This window comes from Cognatiyoonia sediminum, from assembly GCF_900129845.1.
Lineage (GTDB): Bacteria > Pseudomonadota > Alphaproteobacteria > Rhodobacterales > Rhodobacteraceae > Cognatiyoonia > Cognatiyoonia sediminum.
On record NZ_FQXB01000001.1, the window covers coordinates 11,713 to 27,989 of the forward strand.

Consider the following 16,277-nt stretch of genomic DNA (forward strand, 5'->3'; position numbering starts at 1 on the left):
GTCACGTCACAGCAAGGGGATACAAAGATGATGTTTCGCAAATACCTCGCAATCGTTTTGGGTGTTGCAACATTGAGTGCCCCTGCAGCTCGGGCTGAGACATTGATTGACGCGTTGACCGACGCTTACAACCATTCAGGTTTGCTCGAACAAAACCGCGCTCTATTGCGCGCCGCTGATGAGGATGTGGCGATTGCTCTGTCGGCGACCAAACCTGTGGTCAACTGGTCGGCAAGTGCCAATTACAGCAACCCGCGCCCGCCTGGTGCGGATCTGGTCACGGAAAACATCGCGATCTCAGGTCAATTGACGCTCTATGATGGCGGTGCCAATCAATTGGCAGTGGACGCGCAGAAAGAAATTGTTCTGGCGACACGGCAGTCGCTTGTTGATGTTGAACAACAAGTGCTGTTCCGCGCCGTTCAAGCCTATATGAATGTCCGCCGTAGCTTGGAATTCGTCGCATTGCGCGAAAGCAATGTCCGTCTGATCACCCAAGAACTTCGCGCGGCAGAAGATCGGTTTGAAGTCGGCGAAGTGACGCGGACGGATGTGTCTTTGGCTGAAGCAAGATTGGCGGCGGCACGTAGCCTTTTGGCGTCTGCCCAAGGCAGCTTGGCTCAATCGGTTGAAGAATTCCGTGCGGCGGTCGGGCGTGCACCGAACCAGCCGGCACCAGCCTCCGCAGCCCCTGTTTCGCGCACCGTCGGTGACGCTAAAGCATACGCCGTCAGAAACCACCCCAATATCTTGGAAGTTAGACATTCTGTTGCAGCGGCGGAATTGAACATCATGCGGGCGGAGGCTGCAACAAGACCGATTGTTACGCTTGGAGGGCAAATTGCCGTCGATGGCGATTTCAACGATTCCAGATCGTTCAACTTGACCGCTTCTGGCCCAATCTATGCTGGCGGGCGGATCGCTGCCCAGAAACGCCAACTTATCGCGCGCCGTGACGCAACACGTGCCGGTCTGCACCTGACACGGCACAATCTGGAACAGCAGGTTGGAAACGCCTATGCCAATTTGGCAGTGGCGCGCGCGTCCCGACAGGCATCTGATGAGCAAACACGCGCTGCGACGGTCGCGTTCCGTGGCGTTCGGGAAGAGGCATCCTTGGGATCGCGGACGACTCTTGATGTCTTAAACGCTGAGCAAGAGCTGCTTGATGCGCGTACCAACACGATATCCGCTCAGGCTGATGAAGTGATCGCGTCTTATTCTGTGCTTCTGTCCATGGGGCTTTTGACGGCGGATCATTTGCGGCTTCCGGTCCAGCAATATGATCCAACCGAATACTACAACCTCGTAAAAGACGCGCCTGCAGGGCTGTCCGCTCAAGGTCGTGCGTTGGATCGAGTGTTGGAAGCGATCGGCCAGAACTAAACATCGCCACGGAAACTCGAGCCGTCTGTTGTTTCGTTAAGAACTTCCGGCTACACTTACGGGTGGGGGCCAAGCAGGAAGACACATTATGTCGGATCCAGTGACGAATATGGAGATTGAGGATGTTTTGTCTTCAATCCGCCGCTTAGTGGCCGAAGGTGACAAAGCAAAACAGGAAAAAAAGAAGGAATTTGGCTCTGTTCAAGCAGAGGCGGAGAAATTCGTTCTGACGCCCTCACTGCGTATTTCGGAAGAAGAATCATCAGAATCAGATGCGCCTATGACGTTGGAGGCACCGGTTGGTTTTGCCGCTGTGCCGGCGTCGGAGGAAGAGGAACTTGCCGAACGGTCAGCCTCTCTGAAGGATGTTTTTGCGGGTGAACCGCAAGTCAAACCTGAAGTGGAACCAGTTGCAGAGGCGGACGAAGAGGTTGCGGAACCTTCGGAACTGGAACCTGTTCTGGAGCCTGAGACATCTCGCGCCAGTTTGGAGGCGACGATTGCAGCGCTCGAAGCTGCCGTTACCGGAAGTGAAGACGAATTCGAACCAGACGGGAGCGAGATGGCGCCTGTCTCATCATGGGGTAATGAGGTAGAGGAAGTCGTTTTCGATAGCCGTCGAAATCATACCGAAGAACCTGCGCCCATGGAGCCTTTGGCCCTGACCCCTGAACAGGCTGTCTCGCCGATCTCGATCGTGGAAGATGCGCCAGAGGAAATAGCTCCCGACCTCGCTGAGGAAGAAGCTGCACCCGAACCAATGGAAGATGACAACGCACCCGAGCCTGAAGTTGCCGTTGCAGCCGCTGCGGCTGCGGTCACAACGGGTCGCATTTTCCGCGTTGTACCGGACACTACACCGGAAAACGAGCCAGAGGTTGATGAGCCTTTGGAAACTGCTGTGCCGCAAGGAACGGCTGCGATGTATCATGGATCAGAAGCCTTCGCTGAAGAAGACCATGGCGATGACCTCATGGAAGACGAGGGCGAGTTGGTCGCCCCAGATGATGACATTGACGGGCTTTTGGCAGATGGCGCCACGTTGGACGAAGAACTCATCAGACAGGTCGTCGCAGAGGTTGTTAAGGGTGAGCTTGAGGGCAAACTTGGCGAAACGATCACGCGTAATGTGCGCCGTTTGGTCCGCCGCGAGATCAACCGCGTCTTGACCCATCAAGAGCTAGAGTGACACCTCACCAGCGGCTCTTAGTAGGGCATCAATGTCAAAATGGGCCTCTAAGTGGTCAGCAAGCGCATCTAGCGTTTGCTCCACATCTTCGCGGTAGTCTTGCTGAGCGACGTTGAAGCCCAAGTCTTTGAAGTAGCTCGACCGGAACGCATCGGCAGCGAATAGGCCGTGGAGGTAGCAGCCTTTGATCTGACCGTTTCGCGCGCTCGCACCTTCGGATTGACCGTTCACCGAAAGCCATGCGTTGTCGCGGTCAGGGCCATGCGTTTTTCCAATATGAATTTCGTACCCCTCGACAGCGTCACCCGTTGGCAAATAGGTCGCCTGTGTCAGAGCAAGCCGCTTCTCGGGCTTCATTTCTGTGATTACGTCCAAAAGCCCCAAACCCTCAATGCGGGCAGGGGCCCCTTCGATGCCGTCATCATCCCAAATCTCTTTGCCAAGCATTTGATAGCCGCCGCAGACACCTAGCACCGCGCCGCCTCGGCGCACGTGGGCATATAGATCAATGTCCCACCCCTGCGCCTTGAAATGAGCAAGATCCGCGATGGTTGATTTAGAGCCAGGGATCAGGACCAAATCCGCATCGCCGGGGAGGGGGCGTCCAGCTTCGATGAGATCGACGGTCACCTCTGGCATGGCTGACAAGGGATCAAGATCGTCGAAATTCGCAATCCGGTTTAGGCGCGGCACGGCGACTTTGATGTCGCCACCCGCATGACCTTTGACATCCATGATGTCTTCGGCAGGCAATTTCCAAGCATCTGCAAACCAAGGGATAATCCCCAACGAGGACCATCCGGTCTGCTCTTCGATGATATCCATCCCGTCGGAGAAGAGTGTCGTGTCACCTCTGAACTTATTGACTGCAAAGGCTTTAATGCGGTCCCGATCAGAGGGTGGCAAAATCACATGCGTCCCAACAAGCTGCGCGATCACGCCGCCGCGGTCGATATCGCCAATCAAAGCCACCGGAATATCCGCAGCTTCGGCAAATCCCATGTTGGCAATGTCACCAGCGCGCAGGTTTACTTCAGCAGGGCTACCTGCACCTTCGATCAATATCAGATCAACCCCTTCAATGAGGCGGTGAAAGCTCTCCAACACCTTTGGAAGAAGCGTGCCCTTCTGCTTGCCATACTCCCGCGCTTTCATCGTGCCAAACCGCTTGCCCTGCACGATGATCTGAGCGCCAACGTCGGTTTCAGGCTTCAAAAGGACAGGGTTCATATCAACGATTGGGTCTCTCCCCGCTGCCATCGCCTGCAATGCCTGCGCCCTGCCAATCTCACCACCATCCACGGTCACGGCCGCATTGTTCGACATGTTCTGCGGCTTAAACGGAGCGACAGAGAGGCCTCGCCTGACGCAAGCACGAGCAATACCGGCGACCAACATGGATTTTCCCACGTTTGATCCCGCACCTTGTATCATGATGGCCTTGGTCATCGCGCCCTCCTGCAGTACCGTCATAGCCAGCCGCCCAGCCCGAGGAAAGATCATGAACACGCCCGCGCATCTGATTTTTGGTCTCGCCGCATTCGGTAAACCCGAAAGCAAGGCTGTGACCGCCGCCGCTTTGATCGGGGCGTTGCTTCCCGATTTCTCTCTCTATGCCATGGCGGGTTGGCACTTGAACGTTTTGGGTACGCCGCCCCAGGTCGTTTTTGGAGAGCTCTATTTCTCGGATACTTGGCAAAGCATCTTTCGCATCGACAATTCAATCGTGATTTGGAGCATCGGTTTGGCGCTCGCCATTATGTTCCGTTCGAGCATTGCCTTTGCCCTGTGTGGGGCGGCCCTCCTGCACCTTGGCTTGGATTTACCGCTTCACAACGATGACGCGCGCGCGCATTTTTGGCCGATCACCAATTGGATTTTCGCAAGTCCCGTCAGCTATTGGGATCCCGACTACTACGGCAATATCGTTGGGCCAGTCGAAATTCTGCTTTCATTGATTGCCTGTGCTTATCTGTGGCGGCGTTACAAAGGCATTCCGATGCGCATCCTAATAGCGGTCTTAGGACTTATGGAGTTTGCGCCAGTCATCCTCTTCACACTCATGTTTGCCGGCTGACGCTACAAAAGAAAAACGCGGCCCGAGCAGAGACCGCGTTTTCTGTCGAACCTGGCCGGGTTCATGTATGTAATGTGCTTTAAGCTGCTTGAGCTTCCTGCTCTGCCGCGTTGCGACGTTCGCTTTCTTCGCGAGACAGGGCAACAGATGTACGCACGCCTTTGCCAACGAATTCCATCAAGCCAGAAACAACGCGCTCGTTCGGATCGATGCCTGCGCAAGATAGAACTTCACGGCCGTCGCGCGAGCGTGCCCAACGGGCGATTTGCTCTGGACCATTGCCATACTTCTTATCATCTGCGATAGCGTCATCGAGAGCGGCTAGTACGACAGCTGCAAACAGTTTGCGTGAGCGGTTTCCCTGCTCATTATTGAATGCACTACCGTCGACGAAATCTCTCATGTGTTTTCCTTCGTTTTTGTTCTTGTACTTTCCGCGTGACCGCTAACATGCACGAAATTTGTGCGATTCGGGGAACCTCTTTTGGAATGGCTGCTATGCACTCAGCGCATACCAAAAAGCGAATTTCAGCCGAATACGGTGTCTGGACACGGTTTTTCCTGCCAGATATAGGCCAAGACAGGTTATCTTCAACCATTCGACACAATTTTGACACGATCTGAGACATGCCAAAAATCAACGGAAACGAGATTCGCCCCGGAAACGTTCTGGAACATGAAAACGGCCTTTGGGCAGCGGTTAAAGTAGACCACGTCAAGCCCGGCAAAGGCGGTGCCTTTGCGCAGGTTGAACTGAAGAACTTGCGCGATGGTCGCAAACTCAATGAACGCTTCCGGTCTGCTGATAAGGTAGAGCGCGTACGCCTTGACCAAAAGGACCAGCAGTTCCTTTACGAAGCCGATGACATGCTGAACTTCATGGACAGCGAAACCTTTGAACAGATCGCGCTGCCAGCTGACATTTTGGGGGATCGCCGTCCGTTCCTTCAGGACGGTATGGTCGTGCAAATCGAATACTACGGCGAGGAGGCGTTGAACGTCACCTTGCCACAAAAGGTGACCTGCAAAGTGGTAGAGACGGAGCCGGTGGTCAAAGGTCAAACCGCTGCGAACAGCTTTAAGCCTGCGGTTCTGGACAACGGTTTACGCGTGATGATCCCGCCTTTCGTGGGCCAAGACGAAGACATCGTGGTCAACACGGAAACCTTCGAATACTCTGAACGCGCCTAAACTAGATGCGGGTGAGGGTCGCTTCACCCGCAGTCAAAACGCCATCCGCGCGATCAAAGCGCAGGTAGGCGAGGCCTGTATCGCCCGAGACGGTATGCAGGGTCCCGACGGCTTTGCCATCCTTGGTGATATCATCGCCCTGTGATGCTTTACCGTCGATGCGCACTTGAACGATCCCTTTGCGCAACTCGGTTTTATGCTTCGTCCTCGCGACAATCTCCTGACCGACGAAGCAACCCTTTTTGAAATCGACACCGTTGAGCCGTTCGAACCCCGCTTCGAGGATGTAGGTGCCAGGGCCGAGTTCGATGCCGGTTTCCGGCACAGCGTTTGACACCCTTACCGCATCCCAATCGACCGCTTCAGACAAATCCTCCGCCCCATAAAGACGCCAACCCAACGCATCCGACCTTGGGTCAGTCAACGCACCGGAAGGAGCCGTGTCCAACCCACGCGATACGATCAGCTCAGTTGCTTCGATCTTCACGTCAGCGCGCAGCCGATACATGTTCAGCCTTTGGAACAGAGTGGCTGCATGGCTTTCAGCCACGTCAATCAACAGGCGATCGTCTTCTGAGACGACAAAGAAATCCGCGATGAATTTGCCCTGCGGCGTCAGAAGCGCGGCATAGGCGATTTGGCCGGCGTCTTCCGGCACGTTGTTGGTGATTAGTCCTTGTAGAAACGACACACGGTCTGAACCAGTGACGGAAAGAACGGTGCGATCAGGCATGAGCATCCTCTGAAAACTGCATACGATAAAGATCGGCATAGATGCCACCGCGTTCAAGAAGCGCCTCATGTGTTCCTTCGTCCACGACTTTGCCGCGGTCCATTACGACAATCTTGTCGGCATTGCGAACAGTGGACAGTCTGTGCGCAATCACCAGTGTCGTGCGCCCTTTGGATAGGGTTTCCAACGCCTCTTGGACAATGGCTTCTGATTTCGTGTCGAGGGCGCTAGTTGCTTCGTCTAGAAGCAGAATTGGGGTCTCTCGCAGCAAGGCGCGCGCGATGGCGACCCGCTGCCTTTGCCCGCCTGAGAGGTTCGACCCGCGCGGCCCCGCTTCGCTGTCGAGGTCGTTTGGCAGTTTCTCAACGAAATCGGTGATATGTGCAGCGTCCATAACGCGCGCAAGCGTCTCTGAAGGTACATCTTCGCGCCCCAAAAGTATGTTTTCGCGGATTGTATCATCAAACAATGCCGCGTCCTGTGTGACGACAGAATACAGACCCCGCAGCGCGCCAATATCCAAAGACGTGATGTCAGCGCCATTAACGGTCACGCTTCCTGAATGCGGGTCAATCAATCGGGTCAGAACGTTGAAGATCGTACTCTTACCAGCGCCTGATGCGCCAACAAGTGCCGTTGTTTTACCGGCCTCAGCTTCGAAAGACAGACCGCGCAAAACGGGTAATTCATCATACTGAAGTTCGACGTCGCTCAGTACCAAATTCGGCTGCCCATCCGGCAACGCGATAGGATCGCTCGGTGAAACGAGCGTCGGAGCGACGTTGAAGATCTCGCGGACACGATCCATGCTGGCTGCCGCCATCTGCCAGGTGCCGCTCATTTGGCCAAGACGACGTAAGGGTTCGAATGTCAGGCTCATCGCGGTGAAAAACGCCATAAACTCGCCGACGGTTTTCTCACCCGAGATGATCTCACCGCCACCGTAAATCATGACGCCTAGGAACCCGATGCCTGTCATAATGTCGATCAAAGCTGGCACCATGGCTTGGCCTGTCACAGCGCGGACCTCTGCCTTCACGCGTTGATCCGATAGAGCATCGAACTGATCGCCTTGATAGTCTTCCAAAGCGTTCAATTTGATTGGATTAACGCCGTGAAACGCCTCGTCGAGTCGTGTGGCCATTCGCCCCGCCAAGAGCCGCGCCCGTGCGGCGCGCTTGCGGACATAGCGTTGAGCAAGAAGAGACGGCGCGATCATGAAGGGAATCCCGATCAGTGCAATCAACGTCCATGCCCAATCAATGGATAGTGCCACGCTGAAAAGCGCGACAACCGCAATCAGATCGCGCCCAACACCGACCAGCAAAGCCGCCCAGGATCGATTGATGACCTGCACATCGCTTTGCACACGTTCAATCAATTGCCCTGGCGGGTGGGTTTGGTGATAGCTGCTGTCGAGGTAAAGAAGGTGGCGCAAAAGATCGCTGCGCATATCCCGCGCGGATCGTTGGATCACATTGGTCATCGTGATTTTTTGTGCTGCCGAACTGACCGCACGAATGAAAAACACGGTCATAATCGTCGCACCAACCCAGATCAGCGCGGTTTGACTACCTTCCAAAAAGACCTGATCGAACATGGGTTGAATCAGGCGGCTTAGAACAGCCAGCATCGACCCTTCAATCACCATGAAGATAAATGCCAAGGCAATCTTGCCTTTGTGACGGCTCAGATAGTCTCGCCAGAGCCACCTGATATGACTGTCGTTTTGCCTCATATCGGCAAACGCTTCACTTTCGCAAAGCTCTCTGTCAAAGCTTTCGCGTCATATTCATGTGCAATCCAGTCGCGAATGCTGATGGGGCCGTCCTTTAGGCGCCCCTGATAGGTATCAATGAAATGATCCTGAATTCCTGTCTTGGTGTGACGCAGATGCAGGTACTTAATCGAAAGTTCCTGACGGGCCTGAGCGATATCCTCGCCTTGATCTAAGCGATAAAGAACGGCAGCCAGACCCGCGCGATCCGCGCCTGATTTACAATGCATCACGAAAGGCCGCTGGATCGAGTCAAAGGCTTCGAAAAGAGTGTTTAAGTGCCGAACCTGAGGGGCCGCACGGGCGTGAAGTGCGACGCTCTTCAACTCAAGTCCTAGCATCTCGCAACTGCGCACTTCTAAAATATGATGCGGCTTTTTGGGTGATCCGCGCAGGTTCAAAACCGCTTTGATCCCCATTTCCTTGTATTTGACCAATCGATCATGATCAGGCTGGTTGGATCGGTAGACGCCCGGCGCCACTTCTCCGAAATTGGTCCAAAACGTCCGCAACATACCGTGATCGGACCAATACACATACCGCTCAGCGGATTTGCGATCTTGATCTGTCAATGCGCTGGCCAGTTCGCTGACGGTTGCGGTGTCTTTGTCCAATAGTCTCTGCCTTGGCTGATCGGCCTTTCGATGAAGGTCTACGGGCATATGGGGTATGGAGCAAGGTAATCAAGAAAATCTGCCGTGCTGTGTTGACCTTCGGTTTATGCGACGTAAGGTCTGATCAATTCTCCAACACTGAAAGCGGACGCATCATGCCACTTGCCAATGGACGCCAGTATCTTGCCATTCCCGGACCTTCCGTTATGCCGGATGAGGTTTTGAAAGCGATGCATCGGGCATCCCCGAACATCTATAAGGGTGAATTGCATGACCTAACCCACAGCTTGATCCCTGATCTGAAGTATGTGGCGCAGACAGAGGCGCATGTCGCAATCTACATCGGCAATGGGCATTCCGCATGGGAAGCGTCATTGATGAATGTGACATCTCGCGGCGATACTGTTCTGGTGGCAGAGGCCGGTAGCTTTGGCAAAGGCTGGGCCGAAATGGCGGATGCAATGGGCCTTACTGCGGAAATTTTGAGCTTTTCAGAAGACGGACCTGTTGATCCGCAGGGGATCGAAGACGCATTGCGCAAAGACACCAAAGGCAAGATCAAAGCTGTACTGGTGTGCCACGTCGATACCTCAACCGGCGGCAAAAGCGATATCGCCGCCATTCGTGCCGCAATGGATGCAGCGGGCCATGACGCGTTGCTGATGGTGGACTGTATCGCGTCGCTTGGATGCGATCGCTACGAGATGGATGCTTGGGGCATCGATGTCACTGTCAGCGCTTGCCAAAAAGGGTTGATGACGCCAGCAGGCCTCGCGTTCGTTCATTTCAACGACAAAGCCATGGCGCGTCGCGGTGACAACGTGTCCCGTTATTGGGATTGGTCGCTGCGTGTCGATCCGGAAGTGTATTTCATGCATTTTAACGGCACTGCACCGACACACCACCTTTATGGTCTGCGGGTCGCGCTCGACATGATCAAAGAGGAAGGCATCAAAAACGTCTGGGCGCGGCACGAAGGCTTGGCGCAGATGATCTGGGCGGCTTTGGAAACTTGGGCGCAAGACGGCCCAATGAAAATCAATGTGCCAGATCGGACTGCCCGATCATGGGCGGTCACATCTGTGTTTGCTGGGCCGGGCAATGGCTTGGCGCTCCAGGATTGGTGTGAGACGCAAACCGGGCTGACGCTTGGCATCGGTCTGGGGCGTGAACCGTCGGACGCTTACTATCGCATCGGCCATATGGGCCATGTGAACGCGCATATGATCATGGGCGTGTTGGGAACGATCGGAGGTGGATTAACCGCGCTGGGCATTCCACATGGTCAAGGCGCGTTACAAGCTGCGGCTGATGAGCTAGCGCGCCATACGCCGGTCAAGCGCAGTGATCAGCTGATTCAAGCCAAGGGCAACCACAGCAACCCAGAGCCCGCCAGCCAGTGCTGCTAAGACCCAAAAACCCATGAACAAAATACCAAAAACGGTCACAAGAAACGCATTGGTATAGTTTGGCACAGATCGATGGCGTCGCGGGAACATGGCTCTCCTTAGTCTGACTTTGCGCGCTCCAAAGCAGTAGGTAGAGCAGCCGCGAAAGCGTCAAGATCGATGCTAGTCCCACAACTGACGCGAATACAACGGTCTTGTGGGGCAACGAATGGCATGCGCACGAAAATGCCGGCCTCGATCAGATGGCCCAAGACGCGTTTGGCAAAGGCTCCATCACGGCCACAGTCGATGGTGACGAAGTTGGTGGAGGAGGGCAGAGCCGTCAGCCCATTTTCAGCGGCAATTTGTGTGATCCATGCTCGTGCGACTTGCACGTTTTCTTGGACCTGATTGAGCCAATCCTGATCTTTCAGGGCGGCCAGCGCTCCGGCTTGACTAATCCGACACATGCCAAAATGGTTGCGCACTTTGTTGAATGCAGTGATTAAATCCACGGCTCCGATAGCGTAGCCAACGCGCGCGCCTGCCATTCCGTAACCCTTTGAAAACGTGCGCATTCGGATCACCCGCGTGCCGGTTTCGGCAACGGTGGGAGCCGACCCTTCTGGCGCCATTTCGATATAGGCTTCGTCCAAAATCAAAAGGCAGCCGTCGGGGACATTTTCGATCATCTTTTCGATGGTCGCAGCCTTATGTTGGCTGCCCATCGGATTATCAGGATTTGCAAAATAGATGAGTTTTGCGCCGACCTCGTCAGCCTTGGAGATCAGCGCGTCCGGGTCTTCAAAATCGCCCTTGTAGGGCACTTGATGTAGTGTCCCGCCAAAGCCTGCGACGTGGTAATTGAATGTCGGATAAGCTCCGGCAGAGGTGACGACATGGTCACCCGACGTGATCAAAAGTCGCACCAGCACGCCCAGAAGTGTGTCGATGCCTGCGTCGATCATGATGTGATCAGCGCTGATTCCATGGTGATCGGCCAAAGCCTGCCGCAGATCGTGGTTTTCGGGATCGGCGTACATCCACACGTCCGCCGCCGCTTTCTGCATGGCTTCTATGGCGCGGGGCGACGGGCCAAAGACACTTTCGTTCGCGCCAAGGCGGGCTTCAAATGGTGCGCTTCGTGCGCGTTCCTGTGCTTCAGGTCCGACGAACGGAACGGTGGCGGGCAACGTGGCAGCGAGGTTTGTGAGACGAGGGTCATTGGTCATGCAAAATCTTTGGCCTGGGCTGCGCGAGTTTGCAATGGGGCATGGTGTCAAGTGACGGTGGGCTCAACAAGAGTCAGCGCCAAATCGGCGAAGCCGTTCAGCTCCCGACCCTCCCCTCGGGAGGGGGCTTCTCTAACCGATTTCCTCGAGCCGCCCAATCGCTGCAACCAGCTTCGCCTCTTCCTCTTCACGCAAAGCCAAATTCGCCTGCGCCTCAGCCACAACCGCCTCCGGCGCACTTTCCACGAACTTTGGGTTGTTCAAACGCCCGCGCAAACCGCCAAGCTCTTTATTGAGCTTCTCTAGCTGCTTGCCCAAACGCGCCTTCTCGGCGTCCACATCGATGATGTCCGCCAAGGGTAACGCAAAAGACGCACCCGCCGCCGGAACGGTCAAAGAGCCCTTCGGTGCCTCTTCCGCGACCGTAATGCTTTCCATCCGCGCCAAACGCTTCACCAAGGCCTCATTGTTCGCCAAAGCTTGAACCGCGTGGTCATCGGCGGACGTCTGCAACACAGGGATCTTTAAACCCGCCGGCACATTCATCTGTGCCCGTGCGGACCGGATGCCTTCTATCAGGGAAATCACCCAGTTCATCTCACGATCCGCGTCGGCATCGACAAGCTCAGCACCATACTCAGGCCAATCGGCATGAACGAGCATCTTAGCGCGGCTGTCGGCAAAGCCCCACAGTTCTTCGGTGATAAACGGCATGATCGGGTGGAGCAGGATCAACGACTGATCAAGCACCCAACGCAACGTCTTCTGCGTCTCAACCTTCGCGGCTTCATCATCGCCCTGCAGGATCGGCTTGGAGAACTCCAAATACCAGTCACAGACCTTGCCCCAAACAAAGGCATAAAGCGCATTGGCCGCATCATTGAAATGATAGGCGGTCAAGGCCGCATCCACAGCCTCCCGCACCTTCGCGGTCTCACCAATGATCCACTTGTTCAGCGTCAGCTGCGCATCCGGGCGCGGCGCGTCGCCGGGGTAGGGGATCTCGTAATGTTCGGCAAAGCTGAACGCGTTCCACAGCTTGGTGCCGAAGTTGCGGTAGCCTTTGATCCGGTCCTCGCTGAGCTTCAAAACCCCGCCCATCGCGGCCATCTGCGTCAGCGTAAACCGCATCGCATCCGCGCCGTATTCATCCACGATTTCAAGCGGATCAATGACGTTGCCGCGCGTTTTCGACATCTTCTCACCCTTCTCGTCACGGACGAGTTGGTGGAGGTAGACGGTATGGAACGGATCGGTTTCCATCACCGCGTTCGACATCATCATCATCCGCGCGACCCAGAAGAACAGGATGTCCTGACCGGTGATCAGAACGTCTGTTGGGAAGTACTTCTTCAGTTCTTCTGACTGCTCCGGCCAGCCGAGCGTGCCGAAGGGCCAGAGGCCGGAGGAGAACCATGTGTCGAGGACGTCAGGGTCGCGCCAAACTGGCAAACCGCCATTTGATCTGAACTCTGCTTCAAGAGATTTAACGTCTGTGTATCCCCCATGCCGGAATTCATACGTCACGCCTAGCTTGGACAGGTGATCTTCGATAAGAACCATAGCCTCGGCTTCATTTGAAGCACAAAAGCCAACAGGATTTCCAAAATCCAGCTCTGCATCATCGATGCTGTTAGATGTTGCGGATTTCGAGATCGATGGAAGATACCAAACCGGAATCTGATGCCCCCACCACAGCTGGCGAGAGATGCACCACGGCTCAATATTATCCAGCCAATGGAAATAAACCTTCTCCCCACTCTCCGGCATAATCTTGGTGCGCCCTTCGCGCACTGCATCTAGCGCGGGGCCAACAACCTTTTCCGCATCCACGAACCATTGGTCCGTCAGCATCGGCTCGATCACAACCTTCGAGCGGTCGCCAAAGGGCTGCATGATCTTCTTGTTCTCGACCATCGGCACGGTCTCGGCCACCTCGACCTTTTCGCCGTCCTCGTTTTTCTCAACCCGCGTGACGTCATGCATCACAGCCAACCCCTCAGCCGTGATATCCGCAACCACGCGCTTGCGCGCCTCAAACCGATCCAGCCCACGATATTCCTCCGGCACAAGGTTCATCGCGGCGATCTTCGCCTCGTCGAAATCTTCATCCCCGTTCGCAATCGCCTGAGCCGTCGCGGCTTCCTCCCCATAAGGACGCCCATCCGCGCGCATCGCGCCTTTGGTGTCCATCAGCGAATACATCGGAATGTTGCCACGCTTGGCGACTTGGTAGTCGTTGAAGTCATGCGCGCCGGTGATCTTCACCGCACCAGACCCAAAATCAGGATCGGGGTATTCATCCGTGATGATCGGGATCAGACGGCGCTGCTGCTTCGGCCCGACTGGAATTTCACAGAGTTTTCCAACAATTGGCGCATACCGTTCATCTTTCGGATGCACCGCGACCGCGCCGTCGCCCAGCATCGTCTCAGGACGCGTGGTCGCGATAGAGATATAGTCCCGCTCTTCCTCAAGCGTGACGTTCCCGTCCTCATCCTTCTCGATGTAGGTATAGGTCGTCCCACCGGCGAGCGGGTATTTGAAGTGCCACATGTGGCCGTCAACTTCGATATTTTCGACCTCGAGATCCGAAATCGCCGTTTCAAAATGTGGGTCCCAGTTGACCAATCGTTTGCCGCGGTAAATCAGCCCTTTGTTGTACATGTCGACAAAGACCTTGAGCACGGCGTCGTGGAAGTTGCCATCCTCTCCCTTCGGCGCATTCGGCGCACCGGACATGGTGAAGGCATTCCGTTCCCAATCACACGACGCGCCAAGGCGTTTCAACTGATTGATGATCGTCCCACCGCTTTCGGCCTTCCAGTCCCAGACCTTCGCCAGAAAATCCTCGCGCGACATGTCGGTGCGGCGCATGTTGCTGTCTTCCTTCAGCTTGCGCTCAACAACCAGTTGCGTCGCTATGCCCGCATGGTCCTGACCCGGCTGCCACAACGTGTCGAACCCGCGCATCCGGTGCCAACGGATCAGCAAATCCTGCAGCGTGTTGTTAAACGCGTGACCCACATGCAAGACACCTGTGACGTTGGGCGGTGGGATCATGATGCAGAAGGTCGACGCCTCCGGCTTTGCATTGGCACCGGCGCGAAAGCACCCCGCCTTTTCCCACGCCTCATACAGCCGCGGTTCGGCTGATTGTGCGTCAAATGTCTTATCCATCGCCATTGTGGTGCGTCCTTGGTCTGAGTAGGGTCCGTTTACCCAAACCAACGACCCGCGAAAAGGGGGGAAACGCGCCCTATGGCCCCAGCTCAACACAGTCGCACCAAGCCCCGCAGTTGGTTCAGCATTTTCTTCGCCGCGGGTGGTTGGATCGCCGTGATCTCAGCGCTGATTTTGATCGGCCTAACGGTGGCAAGCGTGAGCCAATACCATTCCGCTGTGATCTTTGAAAGAGATGGGCTAACCGTAGAGGCGGAGGTGATCGACAAACGCATTCATCGGACGACCGACGACACGGATTACTATGTGACCTTAGCCTATATGGTCGATGGAACGACCTACCGACGAGAACATGATGTCGGCTCGGGCTTTTATCACGACGTCGCAGTCGGAGGGTCGACGCCGGTTCGATACCTTCCGAGCAATCCGAGTGTTGTGGAGCATTATCCCGGCGAACGCCAAGATTCTGCCACGACGATGCAATGGGTCGCAGGTGCAATGGGTCTCTTCGCGCTGTTCAACTTGTGGATCACAGGACGGCGGGCCAACAGCGCTGTCCTCGCGCGGCGCTACGGCTACAGTTCGACCGCCAAAGTCTATGAAATTATCGAAAGGCGCAGCAAAGGCCGCCCAACTGGGAATGGATATATGGTATTCCGAACGACAGATGGGCCGCCTCAAATGACACTAGATGGCAAGGTTGACCTCTTTTTAGAGATTGGCGAAGGCGCCGAGATTGATGTTTTCGTGCGTGGGAAAACTGCGTGGTGGGAAGGCGACACTGGCCCACGGCCGGAAAGGCGGAACACAATTCCAAAAGTGCAATAAAGCACTTTTAGTGCATTGAAATTCAAGAACCGGTTTGAAAGTGATAAAAATGAGCAGAGCCTTCCGCATGTAGAAACGACAATCAACTCAGGCCTATTGAGCCAACTCACGCCAATAGGTTGCGCTCACATTGCAGAGACCGAAACGACTGCGTAAAAACCAACGCTAGAGAGTAAACGTATTGTGACCAAACCAGATTTTTCCGAACAAGGGCCAAAATCATGGTTCGCGATTTTTCGCGCTGCGGGAGGTGATATATCGCTCGTTTTGTTCGTTTTCGCTTTGCTTTTCTTCTTGTTTGATGACGAGCTGAGTACCTTCGAAACTGTTTTTGCTTTCTGCTACTTGCTCAGCCCGGTTTGGTTTTTGGCGAAGACTTGGAAAGTCATCCGTGTCCGTAACCTTGGCGAAACGAAAACAGCTGTCGTTGAACAAATCGTTGAAAACCTATCTTCAGGGACCCCGACGGGAAATGGTTACCTGATCTTTAGGACGGAAGATGGTCGTCGGGCAGAGAGCCTGAACCACGAAATCCAAAAGCTTCACAAGGTTGGTGTGGGCACCAAGATTGAAGTCTTCGTGCATGGTGACGACGCAAAATGGATCGAAGATGTTGGTTCGAAGCGTGCGAGTTACCTCTGACGTTTTAACTGCACGTCAGTCCGCGAAAGGGGGCGGG

Annotated in this window: 14 protein-coding genes; 7 read left to right on the forward strand and 7 right to left on the reverse strand. The window is 55.1% G+C overall.

Annotation, left to right across the window (positions count from 1 at the left end; translation table 11 throughout):
• Positions 1-27 precede the first annotated feature (27 nt).
• A complete protein-coding gene (locus BUA85_RS00060; protein WP_072898329.1) occupies positions 28-1,386 on the forward strand; it encodes a TolC family outer membrane protein in 1,359 nt (452 codons plus the stop codon).
• 88 nt (positions 1,387-1,474) lie between these two features.
• Positions 1,475-2,575 carry a hypothetical protein gene (locus tag BUA85_RS00065; RefSeq protein WP_131802741.1) on the forward strand — a complete coding sequence of 367 codons (1,101 nt, stop codon included), beginning with the start codon at positions 1,475-1,477 and terminating at the stop codon, positions 2,573-2,575.
• Here the strand turns inward: BUA85_RS00065 and BUA85_RS00070 are convergent.
• Positions 2,567-4,024: a cobyric acid synthase gene (locus BUA85_RS00070; protein WP_072900316.1), complete on the reverse strand. Its 1,458-nt coding sequence runs from the start codon at positions 4,022-4,024 to the stop codon at positions 2,567-2,569. The two genes, BUA85_RS00065 and BUA85_RS00070, sit on opposite strands and share 9 nt — an antisense overlap.
• Positions 4,025-4,076: 52 nt before the next feature.
• Between BUA85_RS00070 and BUA85_RS00075 the strand changes: the two genes are divergently transcribed.
• Positions 4,077-4,652, forward strand: coding sequence for a cobalamin biosynthesis protein CobQ (locus BUA85_RS00075; protein WP_072898333.1), 576 nt, complete (start codon positions 4,077-4,079; stop codon positions 4,650-4,652).
• Positions 4,653-4,731: 79 nt separating this feature from the next.
• Here BUA85_RS00075 and BUA85_RS00080 read toward each other — a convergent pair whose 3' ends face one another.
• Positions 4,732-5,055, reverse strand: coding sequence for a DUF6280 family protein (locus BUA85_RS00080; protein WP_072898335.1), 324 nt, complete (start codon positions 5,053-5,055; stop codon positions 4,732-4,734).
• 224 nt (positions 5,056-5,279) lie between these two features.
• Here BUA85_RS00080 and efp point away from each other — a divergent pair, with 224 nt between their 5' ends.
• The gene (gene efp, locus BUA85_RS00085) at positions 5,280-5,843 is read left to right on the forward strand and encodes an elongation factor P (protein WP_072898337.1); all 564 of its coding nucleotides are present in this window, start codon (positions 5,280-5,282) and stop codon (positions 5,841-5,843) included.
• Position 5,844: 1 nt separating this feature from the next.
• Here efp and ygfZ read toward each other — a convergent pair whose 3' ends face one another.
• From ygfZ to BUA85_RS00100, 3 genes are read right to left on the reverse strand one after another with little or no spacing between them, the layout of a single operon-like run.
• Positions 5,845-6,576: a CAF17-like 4Fe-4S cluster assembly/insertion protein YgfZ gene (ygfZ, locus tag BUA85_RS00090; RefSeq protein WP_072898339.1), complete on the reverse strand. Its 732-nt coding sequence runs from the start codon at positions 6,574-6,576 to the stop codon at positions 5,845-5,847.
• On the reverse strand, positions 6,569-8,314 hold the full coding sequence (locus tag BUA85_RS00095; protein WP_072898341.1) for an ABC transporter ATP-binding protein: 1,746 nt from the start codon (positions 8,312-8,314) through the stop codon (positions 6,569-6,571). The genes ygfZ and BUA85_RS00095 overlap by 8 nt, the downstream gene beginning before the upstream one ends.
• Complete coding sequence (locus BUA85_RS00100; protein ID WP_072898343.1) at positions 8,311-8,967, reverse strand: fused DSP-PTPase phosphatase/NAD kinase-like protein; 657 nt, start codon at positions 8,965-8,967, stop codon at positions 8,311-8,313. The genes BUA85_RS00095 and BUA85_RS00100 overlap by 4 nt, the downstream gene beginning before the upstream one ends.
• Before the next feature lie 155 nt (positions 8,968-9,122).
• Between BUA85_RS00100 and BUA85_RS00105 the strand changes: the two genes are divergently transcribed.
• Entirely contained in the window at positions 9,123-10,376 is a 1,254-nt protein-coding gene (locus BUA85_RS00105) for a pyridoxal-phosphate-dependent aminotransferase family protein (protein WP_083526200.1), read from the forward strand.
• Positions 10,377-10,474: 98 nt separating this feature from the next.
• Here the strand turns inward: BUA85_RS00105 and BUA85_RS00110 are convergent, their stop codons facing one another.
• Together BUA85_RS00110 and BUA85_RS00115 are read right to left on the reverse strand one after the other, a co-directional pair.
• Positions 10,475-11,587 carry a pyridoxal phosphate-dependent aminotransferase gene (locus BUA85_RS00110; RefSeq protein WP_072898347.1) on the reverse strand — a complete coding sequence of 371 codons (1,113 nt, stop codon included), beginning with the start codon at positions 11,585-11,587 and terminating at the stop codon, positions 10,475-10,477.
• A gap of 132 nt (positions 11,588-11,719) precedes the next feature.
• Positions 11,720-14,773 (reverse strand): valine--tRNA ligase, encoded by a 3,054-nt coding sequence (locus BUA85_RS00115; RefSeq protein ID WP_072898349.1) that lies wholly within the window; start codon positions 14,771-14,773, stop codon positions 11,720-11,722.
• Between the two features lie 75 nt (positions 14,774-14,848).
• On the opposite strand from BUA85_RS00115, the gene BUA85_RS00120 reads away from it, so the two are divergent.
• Both BUA85_RS00120 and BUA85_RS00125 read left to right on the forward strand, forming a co-directional pair.
• On the forward strand, positions 14,849-15,598 hold the full coding sequence (locus BUA85_RS00120) for a DUF3592 domain-containing protein (protein ID WP_072898350.1): 750 nt from the start codon (positions 14,849-14,851) through the stop codon (positions 15,596-15,598).
• Between the two features lie 183 nt (positions 15,599-15,781).
• Complete coding sequence (locus BUA85_RS00125) at positions 15,782-16,240, forward strand: hypothetical protein (RefSeq protein WP_072898352.1); 459 nt, start codon at positions 15,782-15,784, stop codon at positions 16,238-16,240.
• Positions 16,241-16,277 lie beyond the last annotated feature (37 nt).

Excerpts from the sequence above, each read along its gene's own strand:
- BUA85_RS00070 (WP_072900316.1), bottom strand. The coding sequence starts at position 4,024 with ATGACCAAGGCCATCATGATACAAGGTGCGGGATCAAACGTGGGAAAA.
- BUA85_RS00060 (WP_072898329.1), top strand. The coding sequence starts at position 28 with ATGATGTTTCGCAAATACCTCGCAATCGTTTTGGGTGTTGCAACATTG.
- BUA85_RS00120 (WP_072898350.1), top strand. The coding sequence starts at position 14,849 with ATGGCCCCAGCTCAACACAGTCGCACCAAGCCCCGCAGTTGGTTCAGC.
- ygfZ (WP_072898339.1), bottom strand. The coding sequence starts at position 6,576 with ATGCCTGATCGCACCGTTCTTTCCGTCACTGGTTCAGACCGTGTGTCG.
- BUA85_RS00065 (WP_131802741.1), top strand. The coding sequence starts at position 1,475 with ATGTCGGATCCAGTGACGAATATGGAGATTGAGGATGTTTTGTCTTCA.
- BUA85_RS00075 (WP_072898333.1), top strand. The coding sequence starts at position 4,077 with ATGAACACGCCCGCGCATCTGATTTTTGGTCTCGCCGCATTCGGTAAA.
- efp (WP_072898337.1), top strand. The coding sequence starts at position 5,280 with ATGCCAAAAATCAACGGAAACGAGATTCGCCCCGGAAACGTTCTGGAA.
- BUA85_RS00080 (WP_072898335.1), bottom strand. The coding sequence starts at position 5,055 with ATGAGAGATTTCGTCGACGGTAGTGCATTCAATAATGAGCAGGGAAAC.
- BUA85_RS00095 (WP_072898341.1), bottom strand. The coding sequence starts at position 8,314 with ATGAGGCAAAACGACAGTCATATCAGGTGGCTCTGGCGAGACTATCTG.
- BUA85_RS00115 (WP_072898349.1), bottom strand. The coding sequence starts at position 14,773 with ATGGCGATGGATAAGACATTTGACGCACAATCAGCCGAACCGCGGCTG.
- BUA85_RS00105 (WP_083526200.1), top strand. The coding sequence starts at position 9,123 with ATGCCACTTGCCAATGGACGCCAGTATCTTGCCATTCCCGGACCTTCC.
- BUA85_RS00110 (WP_072898347.1), bottom strand. The coding sequence starts at position 11,587 with ATGACCAATGACCCTCGTCTCACAAACCTCGCTGCCACGTTGCCCGCC.